We start from the raw sequence: 19,343 nt of genomic DNA, 5'->3' as shown, positions 1-19,343 counted from the left end.
CGCCATCACTCCCGGAAGGGCTCATCGATGACCGACAGGAAGGCCATCCTCGGCCTCGCATTGACCGACGGCTACGGCGCCCTGGCCGGAGCCTGGCGCGCACCCCATGTCGACGCCGACAACTACGCCAGGATCGAGGCGAACATCCGCTACGCGCAGGCCGCCGAGCGAGGAGGATTCACGTTCCTCTTCACCCCGGACTTCCCCGCCGTACGCGGGGATGTCGAGCGCTCGATGCTCAGCAACATCATGGATCCGATGATGCAGCTCGCCGCCATCTCGCAGGCCACCTCCCGGATCGGCTTCGTCGCAACGGGTTCCACCACATTCCAGGAGCCGTTCAACACCGCACGCCAGTTCAAGGCACTCGACGTGATGAGTCACGGTCGCGCCGGGTGGAACGCCGTCACGACGAGCGATCCGGCCGTGTCAGCGAACTACGGCAGACCCGTCATGGATCGCGCCGTGCGGTACCAGCGCGCACATGAGTCGATCCAGGTCGTCGAGGCGCTCTGGGGCAGCTGGCAGGAGGACGCCTGGATCAAGAATCAGACCTCCGGCCGCTTCATCGACGCGTCGAAGCTTCAGCCCATCAACCTCGAGGGCAAATACGTCGCCTCTCGCGGGCCCCTCGCGATCCCGCCATCGGAGCAGGGCCAACCGGTGATCTTCACCTCCGGAGGGCCCAGCCCACACCTGCTCCAACTCGCCGGCCGCTACGCGAGCGGCTTCATCGCCGAGGTGTGGACGATCGAGGAGGCCCGCGCACAGCGGGAGATGGTACGCAACGCCGCGCGGAAGGCCGGACGCGACCCCGACGACATCAAGTACTTTGCGGGGCTGATGACGACGGTCGCCCCGACGGTGCGCGAGGGCCTCGACCGCCGCCTCGCCCTGGCCGGCGACGTCATCGAGGCACGCCTGCCGCACCTCGGCGCGCTGCTGGGACTGCGCATCGAGCCGAACCGATACGACGAGCCCCTCACACCCGATCAGCTGGCCGCCGCTCACGCGTCCCCCATGGATCCGCGCTCCGGAATCGCCTTGGAAGTCGCGCGGGAGGGCTGGTCACCCCGCGACATCCTCGCCCACGGCGTGATCGACTACCACCCCACGACGGTCGGACCCGCACAGGTGCACGCCGACCACCTGCAGGAGTGGTTCGAGGCGGGCGCCGTCGACGGGTTCTGGCTCTCCCCCGACATCTACGAGGACGGCGTCGACGCGTTCGTCGACGAGGTCGTACCCCTTCTGCGCGCACGCGGCATCTACCCCGAGCACTACGTCGGCGCAACCTTGCGTGAGAACCTCGGCGTCCCCGGGCAGTACGGCCCCGACCCCCGCGTCATGAAGGCTACGGCGGGGTGACGACCAGCCACCAGGGTCCGTCTTCACACTGAGCCTGTTCCGCTTTGACGGACGCCTGGGTCAGGCCACGCTCAACTGGACGGCACAGCACCTTCCGAGGGCGGATCTCAGCTTTCCCGCCAACCGGGGAAACGGTCCGTCCTCGGCGCGTCACATCAAGAGACATTCCAACGTTCCCGTATTTTTCTGCAGTACCTGGAGGCCCCACCATGACCACCTTCGTGGACCGCGTCGAGTTCCATGTCGCCGCGGGTAACGGAGGCCACGGTGTGGCCTCAGTACACCGTGAGAAGTTCAAGCCGCTGGGCGGTCCCGACGGGGGCAACGGCGGACGGGGCGGCGATGTCATCCTCGTCGTCGAGCAGGCCGTCACCACACTGCTGGACTACCACCACCACCCCCACCGCAAGGCCACGAACGGCCGGCCCGGCGCCGGTGACAACCGGTCCGGCAAGAACGGCCAGGACCTCGTGCTCCCCGTCCCGGACGGCACCGTCGTCCTCGACAAGGCCGGGAACGTCCTCGCCGACCTGGTCGGCCAGGGCACCACCTTCGTCGCGGGCCAGGGCGGCCGCGGCGGCCTCGGCAACGCGGCGCTGGCCTCCGCCCGCCGTAAGGCGCCCGGCTTCGCACTACTCGGCGAGCCGGGGGAGAGCCGGGACATCGTCCTGGAGCTCAAGACCGTCGCCGACGTCGCGCTCGTGGGCTACCCGAGCGCGGGCAAGTCCTCCCTGATCTCGGTGCTCTCCGCGGCGAAGCCGAAGATCGCGGACTACCCGTTCACGGCCCTCGTGCCCAACCTGGGCGTCGTCACCGCCGGTTCGACCGTCTACACCATCGCCGACGTCCCCGGGCTCATCCCGGGCGCCAGCCAGGGCAGGGGCCTCGGCCTGGAGTTCCTGCGGCACGTCGAGCGCTGCTCCGTCCTCGTGCACGTCCTGGACACCGCGACGCTGGAATCGGACCGTGACCCCGTCTCTGACCTGGACATGATCGAGGAGGAGCTGCGGCTGTACGGCGGCCTCGAGAACCGCCCGCGCATCGTCGCCCTCAACAAGGTCGACGTCCCGGACGGCCAGGACCTCGCCGATATGATCCGCCCGGACCTGGAGGCACGCGGCTACCGCGTCTTCGAGGTCTCGGCCATCGCGCGCAAGGGCCTCGACGAACTCTCGTACGCCCTCGCCGGGATCATCGCAGAGGCGCGGGCCGCCAAGCCGAAGGAGGAGTCGACCCGGATCGTCATCCGGCCCAAGGCCGTCGACGACGCCGGCTTCACAGTGACCGCGGACGAGGACGGCATCTACCGCGTGCGCGGCGAGAAGCCCGAGCGCTGGATCCGCCAAACCGACTTCAACAACGACGAGGCCGTCGGCTACCTCGCCGACCGGCTCAACCGCCTCGGCATCGAGGAAGAGCTCCGCAAGGCGGGTGCCCAGGCCGGTGACGGCGTGGCCATCGGGGTCGATGACAACGCGGTCGTCTTCGACTGGGAGCCGGCCATGGCCGCCGACGCGGAGATGCTGGGCCGGCGTGGCGAGGACCACCGTCTGGAGGCGCCGCGCCCCGCCGTGACGCGGCGCCGCGAGCGTGATGTCGCGCAGCGCGAGTACGACGAGCTCGCCCCCTTCTAGCCGTCGCACCTGGTGCCCCAGGCGACCGGGCACCCGGAACCGGCCCTGCTGCGACCAGGATTCATCCGGTGCCTACACCCGCTTCTGTCTCGCCTACCCCAACACAGCCACGGAGGACCTTCTGCAAGCCCCCGCCGCGCCCCTCTCGGCCGGCGCACTGCGCGCCTTGCTGCGGACCAGCAAGCGGGCGGAGCTGCTGGACGGCGAGGCGTGGGAGCAGGCCGGGCTGACCGTGCTGGCCTCGCCCGGGCTGCCTGGCGCGGTCGGCGGGGTGCGCTTGACCCGCCCCGGGGCCGAGTCTTCCCAATGCCTGGGGTGGCACCGGTACAAAGTCGAGCACTCCATCGCCTGGCTGGACTCCTACCGCACGCTGAACGTCCGCTGGGAGTGCAAGGCCTCCACCTTCCTGGCCATACTCGGCATCGCCTGCATCGTCATCTGCTACAAGCACCTGACCAAGCATGCCGACGGCTTTTGAGATGAGCTCTTAAGGGAAGAACCCCTCACTCACACCGGAATTCTCCTCGGAACTAGATAATCAAACAACAATCCCATCTTCCACTTCAGGAGGCCAAGGAGAGAGCCCTGGATTGGCGTGAAGACACACAAGTGGTCGATCAGAAAAAATCGCCAATCTCAGGGCCTCTTCGAGAGTTTCCCCCAACTCCCAGATCCAACCCATGCCAGTGGCAACAACCCTACCTCCAGACTCCATGAAAACACTAGAGTAACTAAGCCATTCCCCAATTGGAAAATACGACCCACCCAGGACTTCTTCGATTTCCAATGCCATCTCGCGATAGGATGCCCCGGCGGCAACGGGGTCGAAATTCAAGGGATCGCCATTTTCAAAATTTGGACCACTGGAATTGATTGGCGGAACCACAAGGCCCCCCATGGATGCAAGCACTTCCTCGGCAGCCAAGTGGATCCTGTACCCCTCAAGCTCCAGCGACTGCACCCAAGAACTCGTATCGACTTCCCTACTCGGACTCCACCCCACCCGAACCAGGGCCGCAACCAGATCATCATCAAACTTTTCGAACCTTCTCATCAAACTCATCCTACATTCAACTCTGTGAACAACCTTTCACACCCAGCACAAATCTAGGCCACGCCCCACGATCCGCCGCATTCGTCGTCGGCATGGAATTATTTTGCGACACCATAACCCTAAAACTCCCCTGCCGACAACCCCGGGACCTTCAGCATTTTCCGCCTTAAACAAACACTTCACTTCAGCGCAACCACCATGATCCCCCACTTCGTTCGCAGCATCCAACACCATTTCTGGAGGAATAATCTCGCCACTAGTACTCTCACCGATCGAGCCGAACCCGTCTGGCGTGAAGAGCGCAGCCGACCCACGGTAGTCGTTGATGGCCAGGAAGTGGATCACCTCATTTCACCTGAAGGCAGGGCGTTCACCATGCGGAGTCCCACCGCACGCGTCAGACCCGCGCACACCCCTGTAGCACGGTGGTGCGGCTCTCCGCGCCACACGAGTCAGACACCCTCTTCAGGGAGCACCCGGAAGGCCTCCGGCGGTATGGAAGAGTGCAGGAAACACCAGTGATCCCACAGAGCCCGGTCCCCAGCATGAGCCATTGAACGGTGCAGCGGGCAACCGGTGGCCTTAATTTGCCGCCCAAAGTAGGACCAGATCCAGCCGCTGGTTGCTCCATTTTTTCTCGATCAGCTGATCAAGGTTCAACTATCGACCTTCGACTGGCAGAAGAAGATTCCACTACACTAAAGAATTCGCCACACAAAGGTACCTCGTTCGAACTCATGACAAGTAGGCATCCGACAACGATCCCACAAGCCCTTCCACCAGACTCTCCCAAACTTCCCACTCACTACTGTCTCTTGCCTCAACCGCCACATAGAAATCCAAATCAAGGAAGGTTTCGAATTGGACACGAACATCCCAATCAACAGCAACCATCCTCATTTCTATTTCTTGATGAAGACCCTCGGAAAAATTCTTGACCTCCTCCCAACCAAGACTTACCCCTCCCTCTCTGTCCATCAACTCCTCCTCCAACTGCCAGAAGGTCATGCCACGAGGCATATCACCAGCGCCATCAAATTCAAGAAGAACCCATTTCCAATTATTCTCCGGCACCCTCCGAAGGACATCCGACAGTCCAACCGAAAAAACTCCTGCGCGCCGCATAGAAAACACTACTGATCTCATGATAATTCACCTCGCTTAGATTCCCAATATTCTGGGTTCGCATCCATGGTAGAAATCCTCGTGCAGAATTAACCGGGGAACCATTTCAACGGGGGGCATACAAGACATGCACCTGCCGACAAACGGCTGGCAGGGCTGGCCGATACCGCCCGCATCGGCCGGCCCAAGGCCGAGCTGGTCCTGAGCCAGGAGGAGCGGGCCCACCTGGAGCGGTGTGAGGTGCCCCGAGGTTTCCGGACAGGGGCTCACCGGAAGCGGCCAGGTGTTACCCTCTCCCGGTGCCGGACCTGTGCCGGGTCGACCGCCTACGGGGCATCCTCAGGGGACAGGTGGATATTCACCCACCGGGCGCCGTCCGGTCCTCGGGGGGCCAGGTCGACCTGCATCAACCAGCGTCCTGGACTGAGGCCGACCTCGTCGAAGCGGTCGGCGTCGCCGATCGAGAGCGTCCCGGAGCGGAGGACGATGACCGACGCGTGGTCCGACGAGGGCAGGGCAGCGGCGCGGACGTAGACGTTCAGCTCGACGTCGGCGTCCTCCTGTTCAACAAGGCGGCTGTTGACCACCTCGACGGTGATCTGATCCTCCACGGCGAAGAAGGGGCCGTCACCGGTGAGGTGCCCGTATTCCCCTTCGTACTCCTTGGGGCCTTCGCAGTAGATGCAGCCCCAGTAGTAGTCGCGTACGGAGTGGAGCACGGGATCGGTCGCCATGTCCACCGAGTGTGCGGCACCGTAGAGACACTTCGCAGCGCACAGCCGGAACCGGACCGGGCACCCCGAGACCCGGGGAACGAGACCTGGACGGGGACCGTGCTCGGCACGGCCCCGCGAACGGGCGTCCGACGAAGACCCCGCAAGGCGCCATCGGGCGTCCTTCGCATCCGATGGCCGCGGTCATGCCCCCTGGCTCGACCGCCCCACCGTCCTGAGCCCGCGCACATGGCGGACCCACCTCACCGTCATACCGCTGACCGCCGCCGCGGATCCCACGAGGAGAACCGAGGAGAGGATCCACTCGCGCGAACCGTCCGGTCCGTAGACCCGGTTCGCGGCGCCCACGTCGACCGCCGGGATCTCCTCACCCTCCCGGCAGGTGTCGCGCCCGGCGGCGTGCAGGTAGACGCCGCGCGCGTCTCCGCCGGAGTCCGGTGTGTAGTGGCCGTGGCAGGTGCACGACTCGTGCCCGGGGTGTTGGACGCAGCTGAGACCGGACACGGTGAACACCCCCCGGGCCCCTTCCCCCCGCGCCGCTCTCAGGCTCTGGTCGAGCCCGGCAGAGCCCACGTAGGCAACGCCCGCGACCAGGAGCAGCAACAGGAGGGAGAACGCCGGCGAGGGCCGGTGCCGGGTTCCGGCCTCCCCGGGGACTCCGGCGGCGTCCGCGGCGTGTGGGTCCGCCCCGCCGAGGCCCGTGAGGCCGCTGTTCGCGTCGTGTCCGACACCGTTCCCGTCCATGGTGCTCACTTCCCGGTCTGTTCGTCGTCGTTGCCCGGGGGCACGGTCGGCGCCCCGTCGTGTCCGGACTCGTTCTCGCCGCTGCGTGCGATCTGGAGGGCGAGTACCGCCGCGACGACGCACAGTGCGGCTGCCATGAACCACACCGGGCCGTAGCTCCCGGTCACGTCACGGGTGAAGCCGCCGAAGACCGCCATGGCGCCGGCACCGACCTGGTGGATGGCGTTGACTCCTCCGAAGACGATCGCGCCGTCCGCGCCGAACGCCCGGCGGCAGAGCAGGATGGTCGGGGGCACGGTCGCCACGTCCAGCAGACCGAAGACCACGACGAAGGCGATGAGCGCGGCACCGGCGCCGGGTCCGAACAGCGCCGGGAGCGCGGCCAGGAGCACGGCCCGGCCGAGGTAGTAGGCGACCAGCAGTCCGCGCGGATCGAAACGGTCGGTGAGCCAGCCGGACACGATGGTGCCGACCAGGGAGAACATGCCGATGGTCGAGACCAGCGCCGCCGCGACGGTCACGGCCATCCCGTGGTCCTGGGCGGCGGGCACGAAGTGGGTCCACATGATCCCGTTGGTGGTGGCGCCGCACGCCGCGAACGTCCCGGCGAGCATCCAGAACTGTCGGCTGCGCACGGAGTCGCGCAGGACCCGGACGGTGCGGCGGGCCGCGCCCTGTTCCGTCCTCGGTCTGCTGACGAAGGACGTGGATCCGTAGGGGCGCATCCCCACGTCGGCGGGGTGATCGCGCAGGACCAGGGCGACGAGGAGCATCATCACGAACGCGGTCAGGGCCAGCGTCACGATGGCCGGGCGCCACCCCTGGTGGTCGATGATCCACGCGAGCGCGGGCAGGAAGACCAGCTGCCCGAACGCGCCGGCGCCGGTCAGCGCGCCGATGACCAGGCCCCGGCGCTTGACGAACCAGTTGTCGGCGATGGTGGCGGCGAAGGTCATGGCCAGTGATCCGGTGCCCGCGCCGACGAGGAGGCCCCAGTAGAGGGTCAGCTGCCAGGGAGCGGTCATCACCGTGGTCAGTCCGGCCCCGGCGATGACGGTCGCCAGGGCGGCCAGGGCGATGCGGCGGATGCCGAACCGGTCCATCAGGGCCGCCGCGAACGGGGCGATGAGGCCGTACACGACCATGTTGACCGAAGCGGCGGCACCGATCGAGCCGCGCGACCACTCGTACTCGGTGTGCAGGGGGTCCACGAGGAGCCCGGGCATCGCGGCAAAGGCCGCCGCGGCGACGATGGTCGCGCCCGCGACGAGGGCGATCAGCCAGGCCCGGTGGACCCGTGCGGGTGGCCGCCCGGCGCTGGAGGCTGTCTTCCCGGTGCTCCTGGAGGGGCTCGTCGAAGTCATGTGTCCAGCCTCCGGCTCGGGGCCCCACGCCGACAGTGGCCCGAAAGCCAACATGTGAAAGAATCCGGCCATGACCGCATTCGTCCACCCGGACCGTCACCGCGTGGCCGTGCTCGCCCGGCACGGCCTGCTGCCCATCGAGACGGGGATCGTCCACCGGCTCTTCGGGCGGGCCGTCGGAACCGACGGCCAACCCCTCTACGAGGTCGTGACCTGTGCCGTGGAACCGGGCGTGATCACCACGGACACCGACTTCACCTTGAACGTCCGCCACGGCCCCGAGGCCGTCGACGAGGCGGACACGGTGATCCTGCCCGCGGCGCAGGAGGACTACGTGGAGCGCCCGCACGCCCCCATCTCCCCGGCCCTGGCGGCGGTCGTCAACCGCATCCCCGAGCACGCACGGATAGCCTCCATCTGCACGGGCGCGTTCGTGCTCGCCGCACTCGGACTCCTGGAGGGCTGCCGGGTCACCACGCACTGGCAGTCCGCCGGGTTCTTCCGCGCGATGTACCCGCACATCGACCTGGACCCCGACGTGCTGTACACCGACAACGGGCGCGTGCTGACCGCCGCCGGGGTCGCCTCCGGGATCGATCTCAGCCTGCACATGATCCGCGCCGACCACGGCGCCTCCGTCGCCAACGAGGTAGCCCGGCACACGGTGGTACCGCCGCACCGCGACGGTGGGCAGGCCCAGTACATCCGCCACCCGGTGCCCGCCCCCGAGCGGTCCTCGACCTCCCGGGCGCGGGCCTGGGCCCTGGACCACCTGCACATCCAGCCGAACCTGGGCGACATGGCCGACCAGGAGGCGATGAGCGTGCGCACGTTCACGCGCCGTTTCCGGGACGAGGTGGGCCAATCACCGGGCCAGTGGCTCGCCCAGCAGCGGCTCGACCGGGCCAGGCAGCTCCTGGAGGAGTCGGACTTGTCGGTGGACCGGATCGCGCACGCGGCCGGTTTCGGCACCTCGGCGTCGCTGCGCCAGCACATGCACGCCGGGCTCGGGGTCTCCCCCAGCGCCTACCGACGCACCTTCCAAGGGGCCTCGGGCGAAGCCCCCTGATTTCCCGGACCGACGGCGGTGGCGTCGTGCGAAGGGTTCCAGGACGCGTGGGTTCGGCGGGTCACGCACGGAGAACCGGCAAGCGGCTCCGTTCTCCCGGGTCCCCGGCGGGGGGATCCCGACATCTGGTCCGGCGTTCGACACAACAGTGCTGCCCGTCTCGACGCACCGGCCTTCCCATACCGCCCGTGCCTCCCCTGGGCTACGCTTCGGCCCGTGCGAGCAACGATCTGGAACGGTGTCCGTGAACGGGTCGAAGCCTTGGCCCGACAGGACCGGGCGAGCGATGTCTTCGGCGCCCGGGACGGGCATGGCGTGACAGGACACCGTTTCCGGCTCGCCGCCCCGCTGACGGAGCGGGAGCTCTCCTCCGCGGAAACCCTGTGGGGTGTCTCGTTGCCGGCGGACTACCGCGGCTTCCTGCTCGAAGTGGGTGCCGGTGGCGCCGGGCCGGGGTACGGGCTCGGTTCCCTGCACCGGACGGACACGGGGTGGGGCTGGGCCGACCCGAGCGGCGATATGCGGCACGGTTCCCTGGGATCGGTCTTTCCGACGGCGGAGGAACGATCGCGGCTCCTGGCCGAGCACGAGGACCGGGAGCCGGTGCACTCCGGCTTCGGGACGCAGGAGGGGTTCGACACCGCCTACCGCGTGTGGCGGGACGCCGATGACACGCTCTTCCGCCGGTTCACCTCCGGGGCGCTGTGCCTGAGCCATGAGGGCTGCGGCCACTGCCACTGGCTCGTCGTGACGGGACCCGAGAGCGGATCCGTGTGGGTCGACGGCTTCCCGTCCGACGGTGGAATGCGTCCCCTGGGCGCACCGGACGCACGGATCGGATTCTCGGACTGGTACCTCGCCTGGCTTGCCAGGGCCGAGGCCACCGTCCGTGAAACCCCTTGGAAGTAACGGAAACGCCGACCAGGGGACACATCCGTTTCGCGAGAAGCTCGCGAGATGCCGACGGACGCCGCCCTCCACCTGGACGTGCTCCGTTTGCGCTCCGCGGTTTCGGACCGGGACGACACACCGTGGCATGACATGGCACCCGCCGACACGGTCGTACCGCCGCACCGCGATGGTGGACAGGCCCGGTACATCCGCCGACCCGGGCTCGGAGATCCGGCAGACGGCTCCCATCTCCCGAGGGTGGCGGGAGGCGATCCCGACACGCGACGCTCTCCACCGAGCCCGGAACGAGACACACCAGCACCTCGACTTGACCCACACGGTCGGCAACGGCCCGGGACGCCGGTGCCGACCAGCACTCCTGAGGAGGAGGGGGAATGGTTTCCGGCGAGGAGCAGCACATGCGTTGGCGTGTGGTCGGCCGGCCGCTGGTACGGGCGAGCCTGTTCAGTGGCCTTACGACGGACGGCGTACCGGACCTGAGCGGCAGAGACCCCCGCCCGTGGTTGGAATGGCTGCGCCGTGTGCGGGAGCACCCGGGTCTGACCGAGGCGATCCGACACGCCTCGCCCGACCTGGCAGCCGGGGTCGAGGCTCTGCTCGGCCGGGATCCGGCCGCGGTGCGGATGCGCCGGACACGGAAGGTGACCGCTGCCGTCCTGCGCTACGCGCTGCGAGCCGACAGCCGCGCCACCCCCTTCGGGTTGTTCGCCGGCGTGAGCGCCGCGACCTTCTCCGAATACTCACGAGTGGTCTGGGGTGGCCCCATCGGAAGGTGCTCTCCCCCGGCGGGGCATGGGTGGCCGAGGTCGTCAACGCGCTCGAGGCTCTCCCCGGAGTACGCGAGCACCTGCTGGTCGTCGTCAACGACACCGCCGTCGAAGAGCGCGGATGCCTCGTCGTGCCCCAGTACTCCCGTCTTGAAGCGGGTGCGCCCGGGTCGGACACGGAGCAGGTCGAGATCCGTATCAGCAGCGCCGTACGCCTGGTCCTGGAAACAGCACGTCAACCCGCACCGTGGTCGACGCTCCGGGCCAAACTGGCCGCCGAGCACCCCGATGAACCTGCCCTGAGCACCGAGACCATGCTCGCCCGACTGGTCCAGGCGCGGGCACTGCTTACCTCTCTCACCCCGGCGTCCACCGAGACCGACCCCCTCGGTTGCCTCGTCTCTTCCCTCACCCAGAGCAACACCTGCGCTCTGTCTGAAACCCGCCCACTGGTGTCGCTTCTCCAGGAGGCGCACACGGCGGTGGAGGAGCACAACCGCGGTGGCGGATCCAGCGCTCTATGAGAGGCCGATAGGGCGGTCTCGTGCGTGTCCCGGGCTCAGCCGTTGGGGGTTGACGTGCACCCCCTGGGGATAACTTACCGATCAATTATGTAGACCACCACCTGGAGAGCAAGAAACACAGCAGCGACCGCAAAGAAAGTAGAGCAAATAAGCACCGATGTCCTGGATCTTTTATCTTTTTCGAATGCGCGAAAGGCGAGTGCGAGAATGAAGCCGATCGACGTCACGAGCAGTGCAATCAGATACCAAGGGAAGCTTGCCAAAATTCCTCCATTTACCCTGGCGCCGACCTTCCCCTGAAGGTCGACACCAGCTAATTTCCTGTTTTCAGGAAGATGCGGCTTCTGCTTCCGCCAAACGTGCTATCTCCATGCCGCCACCCATGAGGAAAGACACCATACCCAGAGAGCCTGCGATCCACCCCAGTGGATTCCAGCTGATGGCCATAGACAGGAAGCCCAGAGCTGTGAAAATTCCTCCGGCAGACCAGCAGAAAATCAGACCACTGGGGTCGGTCTTGTCGACGGGGGCACAGGCCGCATAGGTGTAGTTGTTGAGTCCCCGCCGGGACGGGTCCGGCTGGGTGAAGCCCAGGGTGAACGTGCCGTGGAAGCGGTGGGCCAGGCGCACCATGCAGTCCTGGAACTGGTAGGCCCCGGGGACCCGCACGGATGCCAGGGTTCACGCGGCGGGCCGCCCTGTTTGCAGCAGGGCGGCCTTTGCTGCGTTCGTCAGTCATATTGATTTGGGCTGATTTTCCTGGCCCAGCAGGAGACCAGGGAACCGAACAAGCAAACCATTGCCCTCCCCCTAAAGACACGGACAAACAGCCTACCCGGCACTATTTCGGAGATATTGAAGAAAAATAAATATCAACCCGATGACCCCACAGGCCAGGAAGGCATACCCAATCAAGTCAATATCTCTGGGGCCAATAAACCTTTCGCCCGCAAGGGCAAACATGAGGACCGTGCTAATTGCCAGAGAAACCAGGACAAGTCGATCATGTGATTTTTTTCCCACCGGAACACCCTAACAACTAGTTGCCATTCCTTCAATCCCCCCGGCGACCCCAACCACCCCAAGGCCGAGACCCCACATTGCTCCAGGAGTCGCGGCTCCAGCTGTAACGATCACCGACGTCAGACTGATAGTGAAACTCGCATATCCAGCCACGAAATACCCTGCCGATCGAACACACTGCCATGAGGGCATGGTATTCAGCCCTGATGAGTCGGTGTTGTTGACGGGGTCGCAGGCCGCGTAGGCGTAGTTGTTGAGTTCCTGCCGGGAGGGGTCCGGCTGGGTGAAGCCCAGCGTGAACGTGCTGTGGAAGCGGTGGTTCAGGTGCACGGTGCCGTCCTGGAACTGGTAGGCGCCGGGGAACCCGAACGGACTAGACTCGGCAAGGACTAGGCTCCTAAAGCCTCAGGCCACGAGGTCCTCACGAAGGTGCACTTTGCACCCGACCTCAGATGCCCCAGGTGGCCGTGGTGTTGCCACGCCGGTATGACACCACCACATCACCGACCTAGCCTTTAAAAAATGAGTAAAATAAGAAAATTGTGGATGTCAAAATTAGAACAACTACAGAACCCGCAAGCATGCGCTTGTTAAGCTTATTTGACTGCTCCTTGTTCGTCATGTAAATCACCGCGAGGACAAATGCAAGGAGGAAGAATATAACAGATATAATAGTAGGAGTGTTGATCATACTTCCCAATCTTTGTTCACGGTTTATTTGGGTGAAATTTCTAATTGCGCCTTCAGGCACCCGAAGAGAACTCTTCGGGTGCCTGGCTAGGACCTAGGCTGCTGCCACAGCCTGATCGTTAATCCACATGCCGATGCAGATCACACCTCCCACAGCTGCCGGAACTCCAAGGATCAGAGAAAGCGGTGCAGCTCCGGCCAATGCGGCACCGGTTGCAACTACCCCCACGAGCGTAACGAAGTTGCAGGCATTCAATCCGCTGGGGTCGGTGTTGTTGACGGGGTCGCAGGCCGCGTAGGCGTAGTTGTTCATCTCCTGCCGGGAGGGGTCCGGCTGGGTGAAGCCCAGGGTGAACGTGCTGTGGAAGCGGTGGTTCAGGTGCACGGTGCCGTCCTGGAACTGGTAGGCGCCGGTGAACCCGAACGGACTCAGCCCGGCTGCTGCGGTCCCTTCCAGGTTCTCAGTGGTGCGTTCGCCGTAGGGGGTGTAGTCGTAGACCACGTCCGGGGTCTGGGCCTCGGAGCCCTCGGCGGTCAGGGCGAGCACGGTGTTCTGGTGGTCCAGGGTGTAGTGGAAGCGCTCATCGCCGTCCCAGGCCACCATGGAGACCAGCCGACCGTCGGGGTCGCGGACGAAGCTGGTGCGCTCGCCCTCGGCGGCGATGTTGGTGACCCCCAGCGCGGTGGTGGACAACTGCCGGTCGACCCGGGTGCCCTCGTGCACGTCGGTGACGCCGCGCAGTTGGGTCTGGTCGGTGGTGTCGTAGCTCAGGCTGGTGGCCAGTTCGCCGTCACCGTAGTGGGAGCGCAGCGTCTGGTTGGTCACCGAGTACTCGTAAACGTACTCGCCCCGGCCGGTCGTGTTCCCGGCCTCGTCATGGGCCACGTCCTCACCGCGGGCGGTGGTGGGCTGGTCGGCGTCGTTGTAGGCGAACTCCTCGTCCCCGGCGCTGAGCAGGTTGCCGACGTCGTCGTAGGTGTAGTCGGTGGTGCCGTCGCCGGTGAGGCGGTCCAGGCCGTCGTAGGTGAAGGTCTCGGTGTCCCCGGCGATGGTGCGGGCTTGGAGCTGGTCGCTGTCGGCGCCGTCGTTGTCGTAGGAGTAGGTCGCCTCGACCAGCGTCTGGTCGGCGGCTCCGGTGGTGGTGATGGAGGTCAGCCGTCCGGAGTCGTCGTAAGTGCGCTCCTCCACGGCCCCGTCCGGGTGCGCGATTTCGGTGCGGCGGTTGTTCTCGTCGTTGGTGAAGGTGGTCTCGGCCCCGGTGTGGTCAGTGAGCAAGGTCAGCCGGAACGCGGCGTCGTAGCCGTAGGTCGTGGTCTTGCCGTGTTCGACCATCTCGGTGACGTTGCCCGCAGCGTCGTAGGCGTAGGTCGTGGTCTCGGTTCCGGCCGAGTCGGTGCGCACGGTTTCGAGCAGGTCCCCGCGGCCGTTGTAGGAGTGCTCCACGCTGGCCTGGTCGGTGTGCGTCGCGGTCTGGCGGCCGTTGCCGTCGTAGGCGATGGCCTGGAGCAGGTCGCCGCCCTGGGAGATGGACACGATCCGGTCCAGGCGGTCGTAGCCGTAGGTCAGGGTGACCCCGTTGCCGTCGGTGACCGAGGTGACCCGTGACAGCGCGTCGTAGCCGAAGGAGGTGGTGCCCATCGGCCCGGGTTCGTCCATCGCCGTCATGTTCCCGGCGCGGTCGTAGGAGTAGCCGGTCGTGTTGCCGTTGGCGTCGGTGACGTGGTCGACCAACCCGTTGGAGTGATAGCGGATGTCCGCCACCTCGATGTCCATCTCCTCCTGGACCGCAGAGGTGAGGTTGCCGGCGGCGTCGTAGGACATGTCCAACGTGTCGCCGTCGGGGGTGGTGACACTGGTGGGTTTGGCGGGGTTGGCGGTGTCGGTGAACCCGACCGAGGTGGCCGCGCCGGTGGGCAGCTCGGTGCCGATGAGGTTGTTGAACTCGTCGTGCTCGTAGGTCACCGAGGCTTGCAGGGCGTCGGTGGTGGTGGCCACGTCGGAGTTGGCGGTCCAGGTCTGGGAGCGGGTGTTGCCGACCTGGTCGGTGGCCGAGGTCTGGCGTCCGGCGTCGTCGAACTCCAGGGTGGATTCGCCGCCGAGTGGGTCGGTGACCGTGGTCTGGGGGTTGTGCCAGCCGCTCTCGGCGTAGGAGTAGGTGGTGGTGGCCCCGTCCTGGCTGCCGTCGGGCACGGTCAGGCTGGAGACCCGGTCGTCGTCGTTGTAGGCGATCTGCCAGGTCGCGCCGGTGGCGTCGGTGACCGAGGTGAGAAGGCCGTCGTCGTAGCCGAACTCCAGTTCCTGGCCGGCGCGGTCGGTCAGGGCCACCATGTCATCGCCCTGCCAGGTGAAGGCCGTGGCGGTCTGGCCGACCGGGTCGGTGATCCGGGTCGGCTGGTCCCAGGCGTCCGGGTTCCAGTCGAAGGCGGTGACCCGGTCCTGGGTGTCCACGACCGAGGCCAGTTCGCCTTCGGTGTCGTAGCGCATCCGGTGGGTGTTGCCGTTGCGGTCGGCCTGGGAGTACAGCCATCCCTGGGCGGTGAAGGTCCATACCTGGTCTTCGTACTCGCCGCGGTGGAAGGTCAGGGCGTAGTGACCATTGGACAGCTCCGCCAGGTCGGCGTTGAGGCCGGAGGGGGGTGTGAAGGTACCGTCCTCGGTGCTGTCGAAGCGCTCGCAGTATCCGGAGGGTCCCTGGAGAATGACGCTGTCGCTGAAGACGTTCAAACCCACGTCCTGGCCGTGGGAGAGGGTCCAGCCGTCGTAGGAGGGCGCGGAGTTGTAGAAGCTGGAGACCGACAGGTTCAGCCCTGTTCCGGCCACGGTCATATTGCGGTGGCGCAGGACCAGGTTGCCGTTGTGGGTGTTGACCGCCAGTTCCATGCGGTCGCTGATCTGGTGGCGCTCCAGCGGGTACCGGGCCTGGATACCGCGGTCGATGCCGTCGGCACAGGTACCGACCAAGGTCTCGGGATTGTCCGCGCGGGCCTCGGAAGCAGACTCGTCCTCGGTCCCGGGCGGGGCCCAGGGACGGTCCGGTGGCTCGCCGCCCACCGGTTCGGTGGTGGCCTCGCCCGGCTCCCAGGTCTCGGGGACCGGGACGGTGCGGTCGTGGGGGGAGTGGGGGTCGGTCTCGGCCAGGGCCGGGGGCGCCGACAGCAGCCCCAACACCAGGGTGGACGCGGCGGCGCAGGCCGCCAGGGACAGGGGGATGTGCTTTCTCACGAGGGGGATCGCTCCCAGGGTAGGGATGTGCACGGGGAACACCCGGACATGACGGCCCTGGTCTGAGGGCCCGTTTCCGGGTGGCTCAGGCACTCGGTACGTTACGGAACGCTGCCGCAAGAGCGCCATGAGCCCAAAGTGAGGGTCGTGACCCTGGGTGAGAAGGCCCTTCGGGAAGTTTGACCGTGGGGAAACGGAGAATGAGCGCGTTCGCCCACGTGAACACGGACGCCTGGGGAAACAGGGTGTTGCGTGCGCCGGGTGGTGTCTTTGTGCTCTGCCGGAGGGGGTGACCGAAACCGGCCCCGATGACAACAGTTGTCTGAAGGCAAGAACGTGGGCGTTGAGGGATGGTCCTTGCCTGGGACAGACGGGTCCATACCTGGAACCAGGGCCTCCAGGACGGTTTGCTGCTCCACCCGCCGCATTGCGCTACCGGTGACCATCGACAGAACGGTCCCCTCCAAGGCCGACTGTCTCCAGGTGTCCACGGCGACCGAGACCCGCGAGCAGGCGGTGGAGCCGGCCGGGTCCACGGTGAAGGCCGGGCTCGAAGCCGGCGCGCAGATGGTCGGGCCCGTCACGAAAGCCTCCGCCCCTCACCGCCGACTCCTCGTGAGGTCCTCCAGCAGGTTCCTCGTGGCGGCGCTCGGGCGCGCCCGCATGGACTTGAGCCTGCCCGCGAGGTCTTGGTAGGTGCGCTCGGCGGCGTCGGGCCGGCCCAGCGCGGCCTGGGTCCGCATGAGTTCCTGGTAGATGCTCTCGTTCAGGTCGTCGGCCTCCCGGGCCCGCTCCAGCCAGGCCAGCGCCTGCCTGGGGTCGTCGGCCGCCTTGGCGAGGCCGACGAAGCAGTCGGCGGCGGCCCTGCGGTAGGCCTGGCGCTTCTCCTCGATCCAGGGCAGGTCGCTCTCGGTCAGCAGCATGTGGTCGTACTCGGCCGCGGCGGCGCGCAGGCAGGCGTGGGCGGTCCTGTCGTCCTCGGCCTTCCTGGCGGCCTGCAGGGCCCGGTCGAAGCGCCATACGTCCACGTCGACGGTCTCGTGGTGGATCCGGTAGCGGCCCGGAACCACGTCGATGATCTCCGCGTCCGGGTTCTCCAGCGCCTCGCGGACGGCTACCCGTGCGCTGGTGCAGGCGCTGCTGCGCAGATGGCGGCTCTTCTTGCCGGGCTCGGTCGAGAAGACGGCTTCCGTGAGGGCGTCGGTGCCCACCCCGTGGGGGTGGAGCGCGAGGTGGGCGAGCATGGCGCGTGAGGCGCTGCGCATCTTCACGCCGATGTCGACGCCGTCGACGGTGATGCTCGGCTGGGGCGCGAACAGGCGGATGTCGACCTTCGGGGGGCCTTCGACGTCCGGATCCGGGAGGGCCCCGCCCGGCTCGACCGCCGGCTCCGGGGCGGCCTCTTCCTTCTCCTCTTCCGAGGGCGTCGGCACCGTCTCCCCTGCACGGTCGGGTTCTCCTGCGGCGGCGGTGGTGAAGCCGGCGGCGAAGGTGGCCTGGTCGATGTGGAGGAGCCGGAGTCCGTCGTAGGTGTCGGTGCTCCCGTCGGGGGCGGTGATGGCGACCGTGTCGAAGGAGTCGCAGCGCAGGACGGGCACGCCCCATTCCTCGCCGAGGACCACGACCGTGACCTCCCCCTCCTCCTCCCCGTCGCGAAGGGCCTGCAGCCGTTCCTGGGCGAGGGTGTGCTCGGAGGCCTTGACAACGAGCAGGGTGCGTGACGGGCCCCCTTCGTCGCGGGCCGCGGTGATGTAGGCGAGTTCGGCCTCGGTGACGGCCGAGGCGGTGTCCGCGCTGACGGTCATGCCCGGGGCCCGTACCCGGGGTGAGGCCCCGGCCTGGGCCACGAGTTCGCGGGTGGTGATGACGCGGATGCCCGGGTCGGTCAGGGCTCGGCCGATGAGGGAGGCGCACACGCCCAGGGCGTGGGTTCCGGTCACGGCGAGTCCGTCGTGTGCGCCGACGCTGAGGTTGTCGGCGACGCGGAGGTGGCCCTGGGGGCTGATCACCGCTCCGCCGGTGTCCCTGGTGACGGGGACGGGGGTGTGGAGGGGCTGTTCGGGGTCGACGTCGGGTTCGTCTTCAGGGCCGGGTTCGTCGTGGGTTTCGTGGTTGTGCTCGTCCTCGTCGGCCTGGTGCTTTCCACGGTGTCCCGGTGCCGTCAGCCGTCCGGCGACCGCGCCGAGGGCGCCTCCGACCCCGCCCCCGGCGAGTGCTCCGGCGAGCACCGCGCCGACGGGGAGGGCAGCGGTGTCCTGTGCCTCGGCGGCGGGCGCGACCTGTGCGGCGCCGACGGCCGTCTCCTGCTGTTCGGCCTCGCTGTCGGCGGTGGTGTGGGGGCGGGTGGTGAGGGTGTAGGTGATCTCGGCGCGCCGGTCGGCGGAGGGGCCGAGTTCGGGGTGCTCGCGGGGGTGGTCGGAACCGGCGCCTGCGGTGGTGACGGTCCATCCGTCGCCGAGCTGCTCGGTGAGGGCGGCGGCGACGGCTTCGGCCCGCCGGAGGGACAGGGCGCGGTTGTGCTCGTCGGGGCCGGTGGCGTCGGTGTGTCCGGTGACGGTGATCGCGGTGTCGGGGTCGCCGAAGAGCTGGAGGAGTTCGACGGTGGGTCCCAGTTCGTCCGCCATGGCGGGGGTGAGGTCGGCGGAGTCGAGGCCGAACCCGGTGAGCGTGCGAGTGCGCTCCAGCACGTGTGCGGGTTCGCCGGTGGGCGCGCTGTGGGCGTCGTGTGCGCCGTCGGTGGGCGCGGTGTCGGCGGGGGCCACGGCTGCGACCGCGGGGGCGGACACGGCCACCGAGCTTCCGGCGATGCCGGTCGCGGCCAGGCGCAGCAGTCCGATGCGGGGCACCTGTCCCCGCAGCAGGGCGACCGTGTCGGCTGCCACCAGCAGGGCGAAGGCGGCCCACAGCGCCCACAGCAGTGCGAGCACCAGCGTGTGTCCGAGGGGTGGGGGCAGTGTGCCGCTGAGCAGGGACAGGCGCAGGTGCTCCGCGCTCACGCCCCCGGTGTCGGGCCAGGGCTGTCGGCTCAGCAGGACGGGCGGTGCGATGAGCAGTGCCGGTGTGGTGGCGGCGGCCAGGGCCGTCCGGATCGGGTGCACGGGTCCCCCTCGTC

Annotated in this window: 13 protein-coding genes and 2 pseudogenes; 6 read left to right on the top strand and 9 right to left on the bottom strand. The window is 67.3% G+C overall.

Annotated features, from left to right (window positions below):
- The first annotated feature begins 27 nt into the window (after positions 1–27).
- The 3 genes from ABZ234_RS01365 to ABZ234_RS01355 all read left to right on the top strand — a co-directional run bounded on the left by ABZ234_RS01365 (position 28) and on the right by ABZ234_RS01355 (position 3,480).
- On the top strand, positions 28–1,368 hold the full coding sequence (locus tag ABZ234_RS01365) for an NtaA/DmoA family FMN-dependent monooxygenase (RefSeq protein ID WP_355010524.1): 1,341 nt from the start codon (positions 28–30) through the stop codon (positions 1,366–1,368).
- A gap of 209 nt (positions 1,369–1,577) precedes the next feature.
- Positions 1,578–3,002, top strand: coding sequence for a GTPase ObgE (gene obgE / locus ABZ234_RS01360; protein ID WP_355010523.1), 1,425 nt, complete (start codon positions 1,578–1,580; stop codon positions 3,000–3,002).
- A gap of 166 nt (positions 3,003–3,168) precedes the next feature.
- A complete protein-coding gene (locus ABZ234_RS01355) occupies positions 3,169–3,480 on the top strand; it encodes a hypothetical protein (protein WP_355010522.1) in 312 nt (103 codons plus the stop codon).
- A gap of 60 nt (positions 3,481–3,540) precedes the next feature.
- Here the strand turns inward: ABZ234_RS01355 and ABZ234_RS01350 are convergent, their stop codons facing one another.
- The 5 genes from ABZ234_RS01350 to ABZ234_RS01330 all read right to left on the bottom strand — a co-directional run bounded on the left by ABZ234_RS01350 (position 3,541) and on the right by ABZ234_RS01330 (position 8,023).
- Positions 3,541–4,056 (bottom strand): SUKH-3 domain-containing protein, encoded by a 516-nt coding sequence (locus ABZ234_RS01350; protein ID WP_355010521.1) that lies wholly within the window; start codon positions 4,054–4,056, stop codon positions 3,541–3,543.
- Between the two features lie 735 nt (positions 4,057–4,791).
- Positions 4,792–5,202 carry a hypothetical protein gene (locus ABZ234_RS01345; protein ID WP_355010520.1) on the bottom strand — a complete coding sequence of 137 codons (411 nt, stop codon included), beginning with the start codon at positions 5,200–5,202 and terminating at the stop codon, positions 4,792–4,794.
- 305 nt (positions 5,203–5,507) lie between these two features.
- Complete coding sequence (locus tag ABZ234_RS01340) at positions 5,508–5,915, bottom strand: hypothetical protein (RefSeq protein ID WP_355010519.1); 408 nt, start codon at positions 5,913–5,915, stop codon at positions 5,508–5,510.
- Between the two features lie 183 nt (positions 5,916–6,098).
- Positions 6,099–6,659, bottom strand: coding sequence for a hypothetical protein (locus ABZ234_RS01335; protein ID WP_355010607.1), 561 nt, complete (start codon positions 6,657–6,659; stop codon positions 6,099–6,101).
- 5 nt (positions 6,660–6,664) lie between these two features.
- A complete protein-coding gene (locus tag ABZ234_RS01330) occupies positions 6,665–8,023 on the bottom strand; it encodes an MFS transporter (protein WP_355010518.1) in 1,359 nt (452 codons plus the stop codon).
- Positions 8,024–8,093: 70 nt separating this feature from the next.
- On the opposite strand from ABZ234_RS01330, the gene ABZ234_RS01325 reads away from it, so the two are divergent.
- From ABZ234_RS01325 to ABZ234_RS01315, 3 genes and pseudogenes are all read left to right on the top strand, one after another.
- Positions 8,094–9,092, top strand: coding sequence for a helix-turn-helix domain-containing protein (locus ABZ234_RS01325; RefSeq protein WP_355010517.1), 999 nt, complete (start codon positions 8,094–8,096; stop codon positions 9,090–9,092).
- Positions 9,093–9,407: 315 nt separating this feature from the next.
- Positions 9,408–10,001 (top strand): SMI1/KNR4 family protein, encoded by a 594-nt coding sequence (locus tag ABZ234_RS01320; protein ID WP_355010516.1) that lies wholly within the window; start codon positions 9,408–9,410, stop codon positions 9,999–10,001.
- 377 nt (positions 10,002–10,378) lie between these two features.
- Positions 10,379–11,295 (top strand): annotated as a pseudogene (locus ABZ234_RS01315) (lantibiotic dehydratase).
- Positions 11,296–11,622: 327 nt separating this feature from the next.
- Here ABZ234_RS01315 and ABZ234_RS01310 read toward each other — a convergent pair.
- The 4 genes and pseudogenes from ABZ234_RS01310 to ABZ234_RS01295 form a co-directional block, all read right to left on the bottom strand.
- Positions 11,623–11,928: a hypothetical protein gene (locus tag ABZ234_RS01310; protein ID WP_355010515.1), complete on the bottom strand. Its 306-nt coding sequence runs from the start codon at positions 11,926–11,928 to the stop codon at positions 11,623–11,625.
- Positions 11,929–12,327: 399 nt separating this feature from the next.
- Positions 12,328–12,684, bottom strand: a pseudogene (locus ABZ234_RS01305) (RHS repeat-associated core domain-containing protein); the annotation flags it as partial.
- A gap of 418 nt (positions 12,685–13,102) precedes the next feature.
- A complete protein-coding gene (locus tag ABZ234_RS01300; RefSeq protein ID WP_355010514.1) occupies positions 13,103–16,231 on the bottom strand; it encodes an RHS repeat-associated core domain-containing protein in 3,129 nt (1,042 codons plus the stop codon).
- A gap of 599 nt (positions 16,232–16,830) precedes the next feature.
- Positions 16,831–19,329 carry an OmpA family protein gene (locus ABZ234_RS01295; RefSeq protein ID WP_355010513.1) on the bottom strand — a complete coding sequence of 833 codons (2,499 nt, stop codon included), beginning with the start codon at positions 19,327–19,329 and terminating at the stop codon, positions 16,831–16,833.
- Positions 19,330–19,343 lie beyond the last annotated feature (14 nt).

The sequence above is a fragment of the Nocardiopsis sp. NPDC006198 genome (assembly GCF_040613895.1).
Lineage (GTDB): Bacteria > Actinomycetota > Actinomycetes > Streptosporangiales > Streptosporangiaceae > Nocardiopsis > Nocardiopsis tropica.
This window is presented reverse-complemented; position numbering and strand designations above follow the sequence as displayed.

Bases quoted from the DNA above. Each gene is read 5' to 3' on its own strand.
- ABZ234_RS01365 (WP_355010524.1), top strand. From the start codon at position 28: ATGACCGACAGGAAGGCCATCCTCGGCCTCGCATTGACCGACGGCTAC.
- obgE (WP_355010523.1), top strand. From the start codon at position 1,578: ATGACCACCTTCGTGGACCGCGTCGAGTTCCATGTCGCCGCGGGTAAC.
- ABZ234_RS01350 (WP_355010521.1), bottom strand. From the start codon at position 4,056: ATGAGAAGGTTCGAAAAGTTTGATGATGATCTGGTTGCGGCCCTGGTT.
- ABZ234_RS01345 (WP_355010520.1), bottom strand. From the start codon at position 5,202: ATGAGATCAGTAGTGTTTTCTATGCGGCGCGCAGGAGTTTTTTCGGTT.
- ABZ234_RS01340 (WP_355010519.1), bottom strand. From the start codon at position 5,915: ATGGCGACCGATCCCGTGCTCCACTCCGTACGCGACTACTACTGGGGC.
- ABZ234_RS01335 (WP_355010607.1), bottom strand. From the start codon at position 6,659: ATGGACGGGAACGGTGTCGGACACGACGCGAACAGCGGCCTCACGGGC.
- ABZ234_RS01330 (WP_355010518.1), bottom strand. From the start codon at position 8,023: ATGACTTCGACGAGCCCCTCCAGGAGCACCGGGAAGACAGCCTCCAGC.
- ABZ234_RS01325 (WP_355010517.1), top strand. From the start codon at position 8,094: ATGACCGCATTCGTCCACCCGGACCGTCACCGCGTGGCCGTGCTCGCC.
- ABZ234_RS01310 (WP_355010515.1), bottom strand. From the start codon at position 11,928: ATGGTGCGCCTGGCCCACCGCTTCCACGGCACGTTCACCCTGGGCTTC.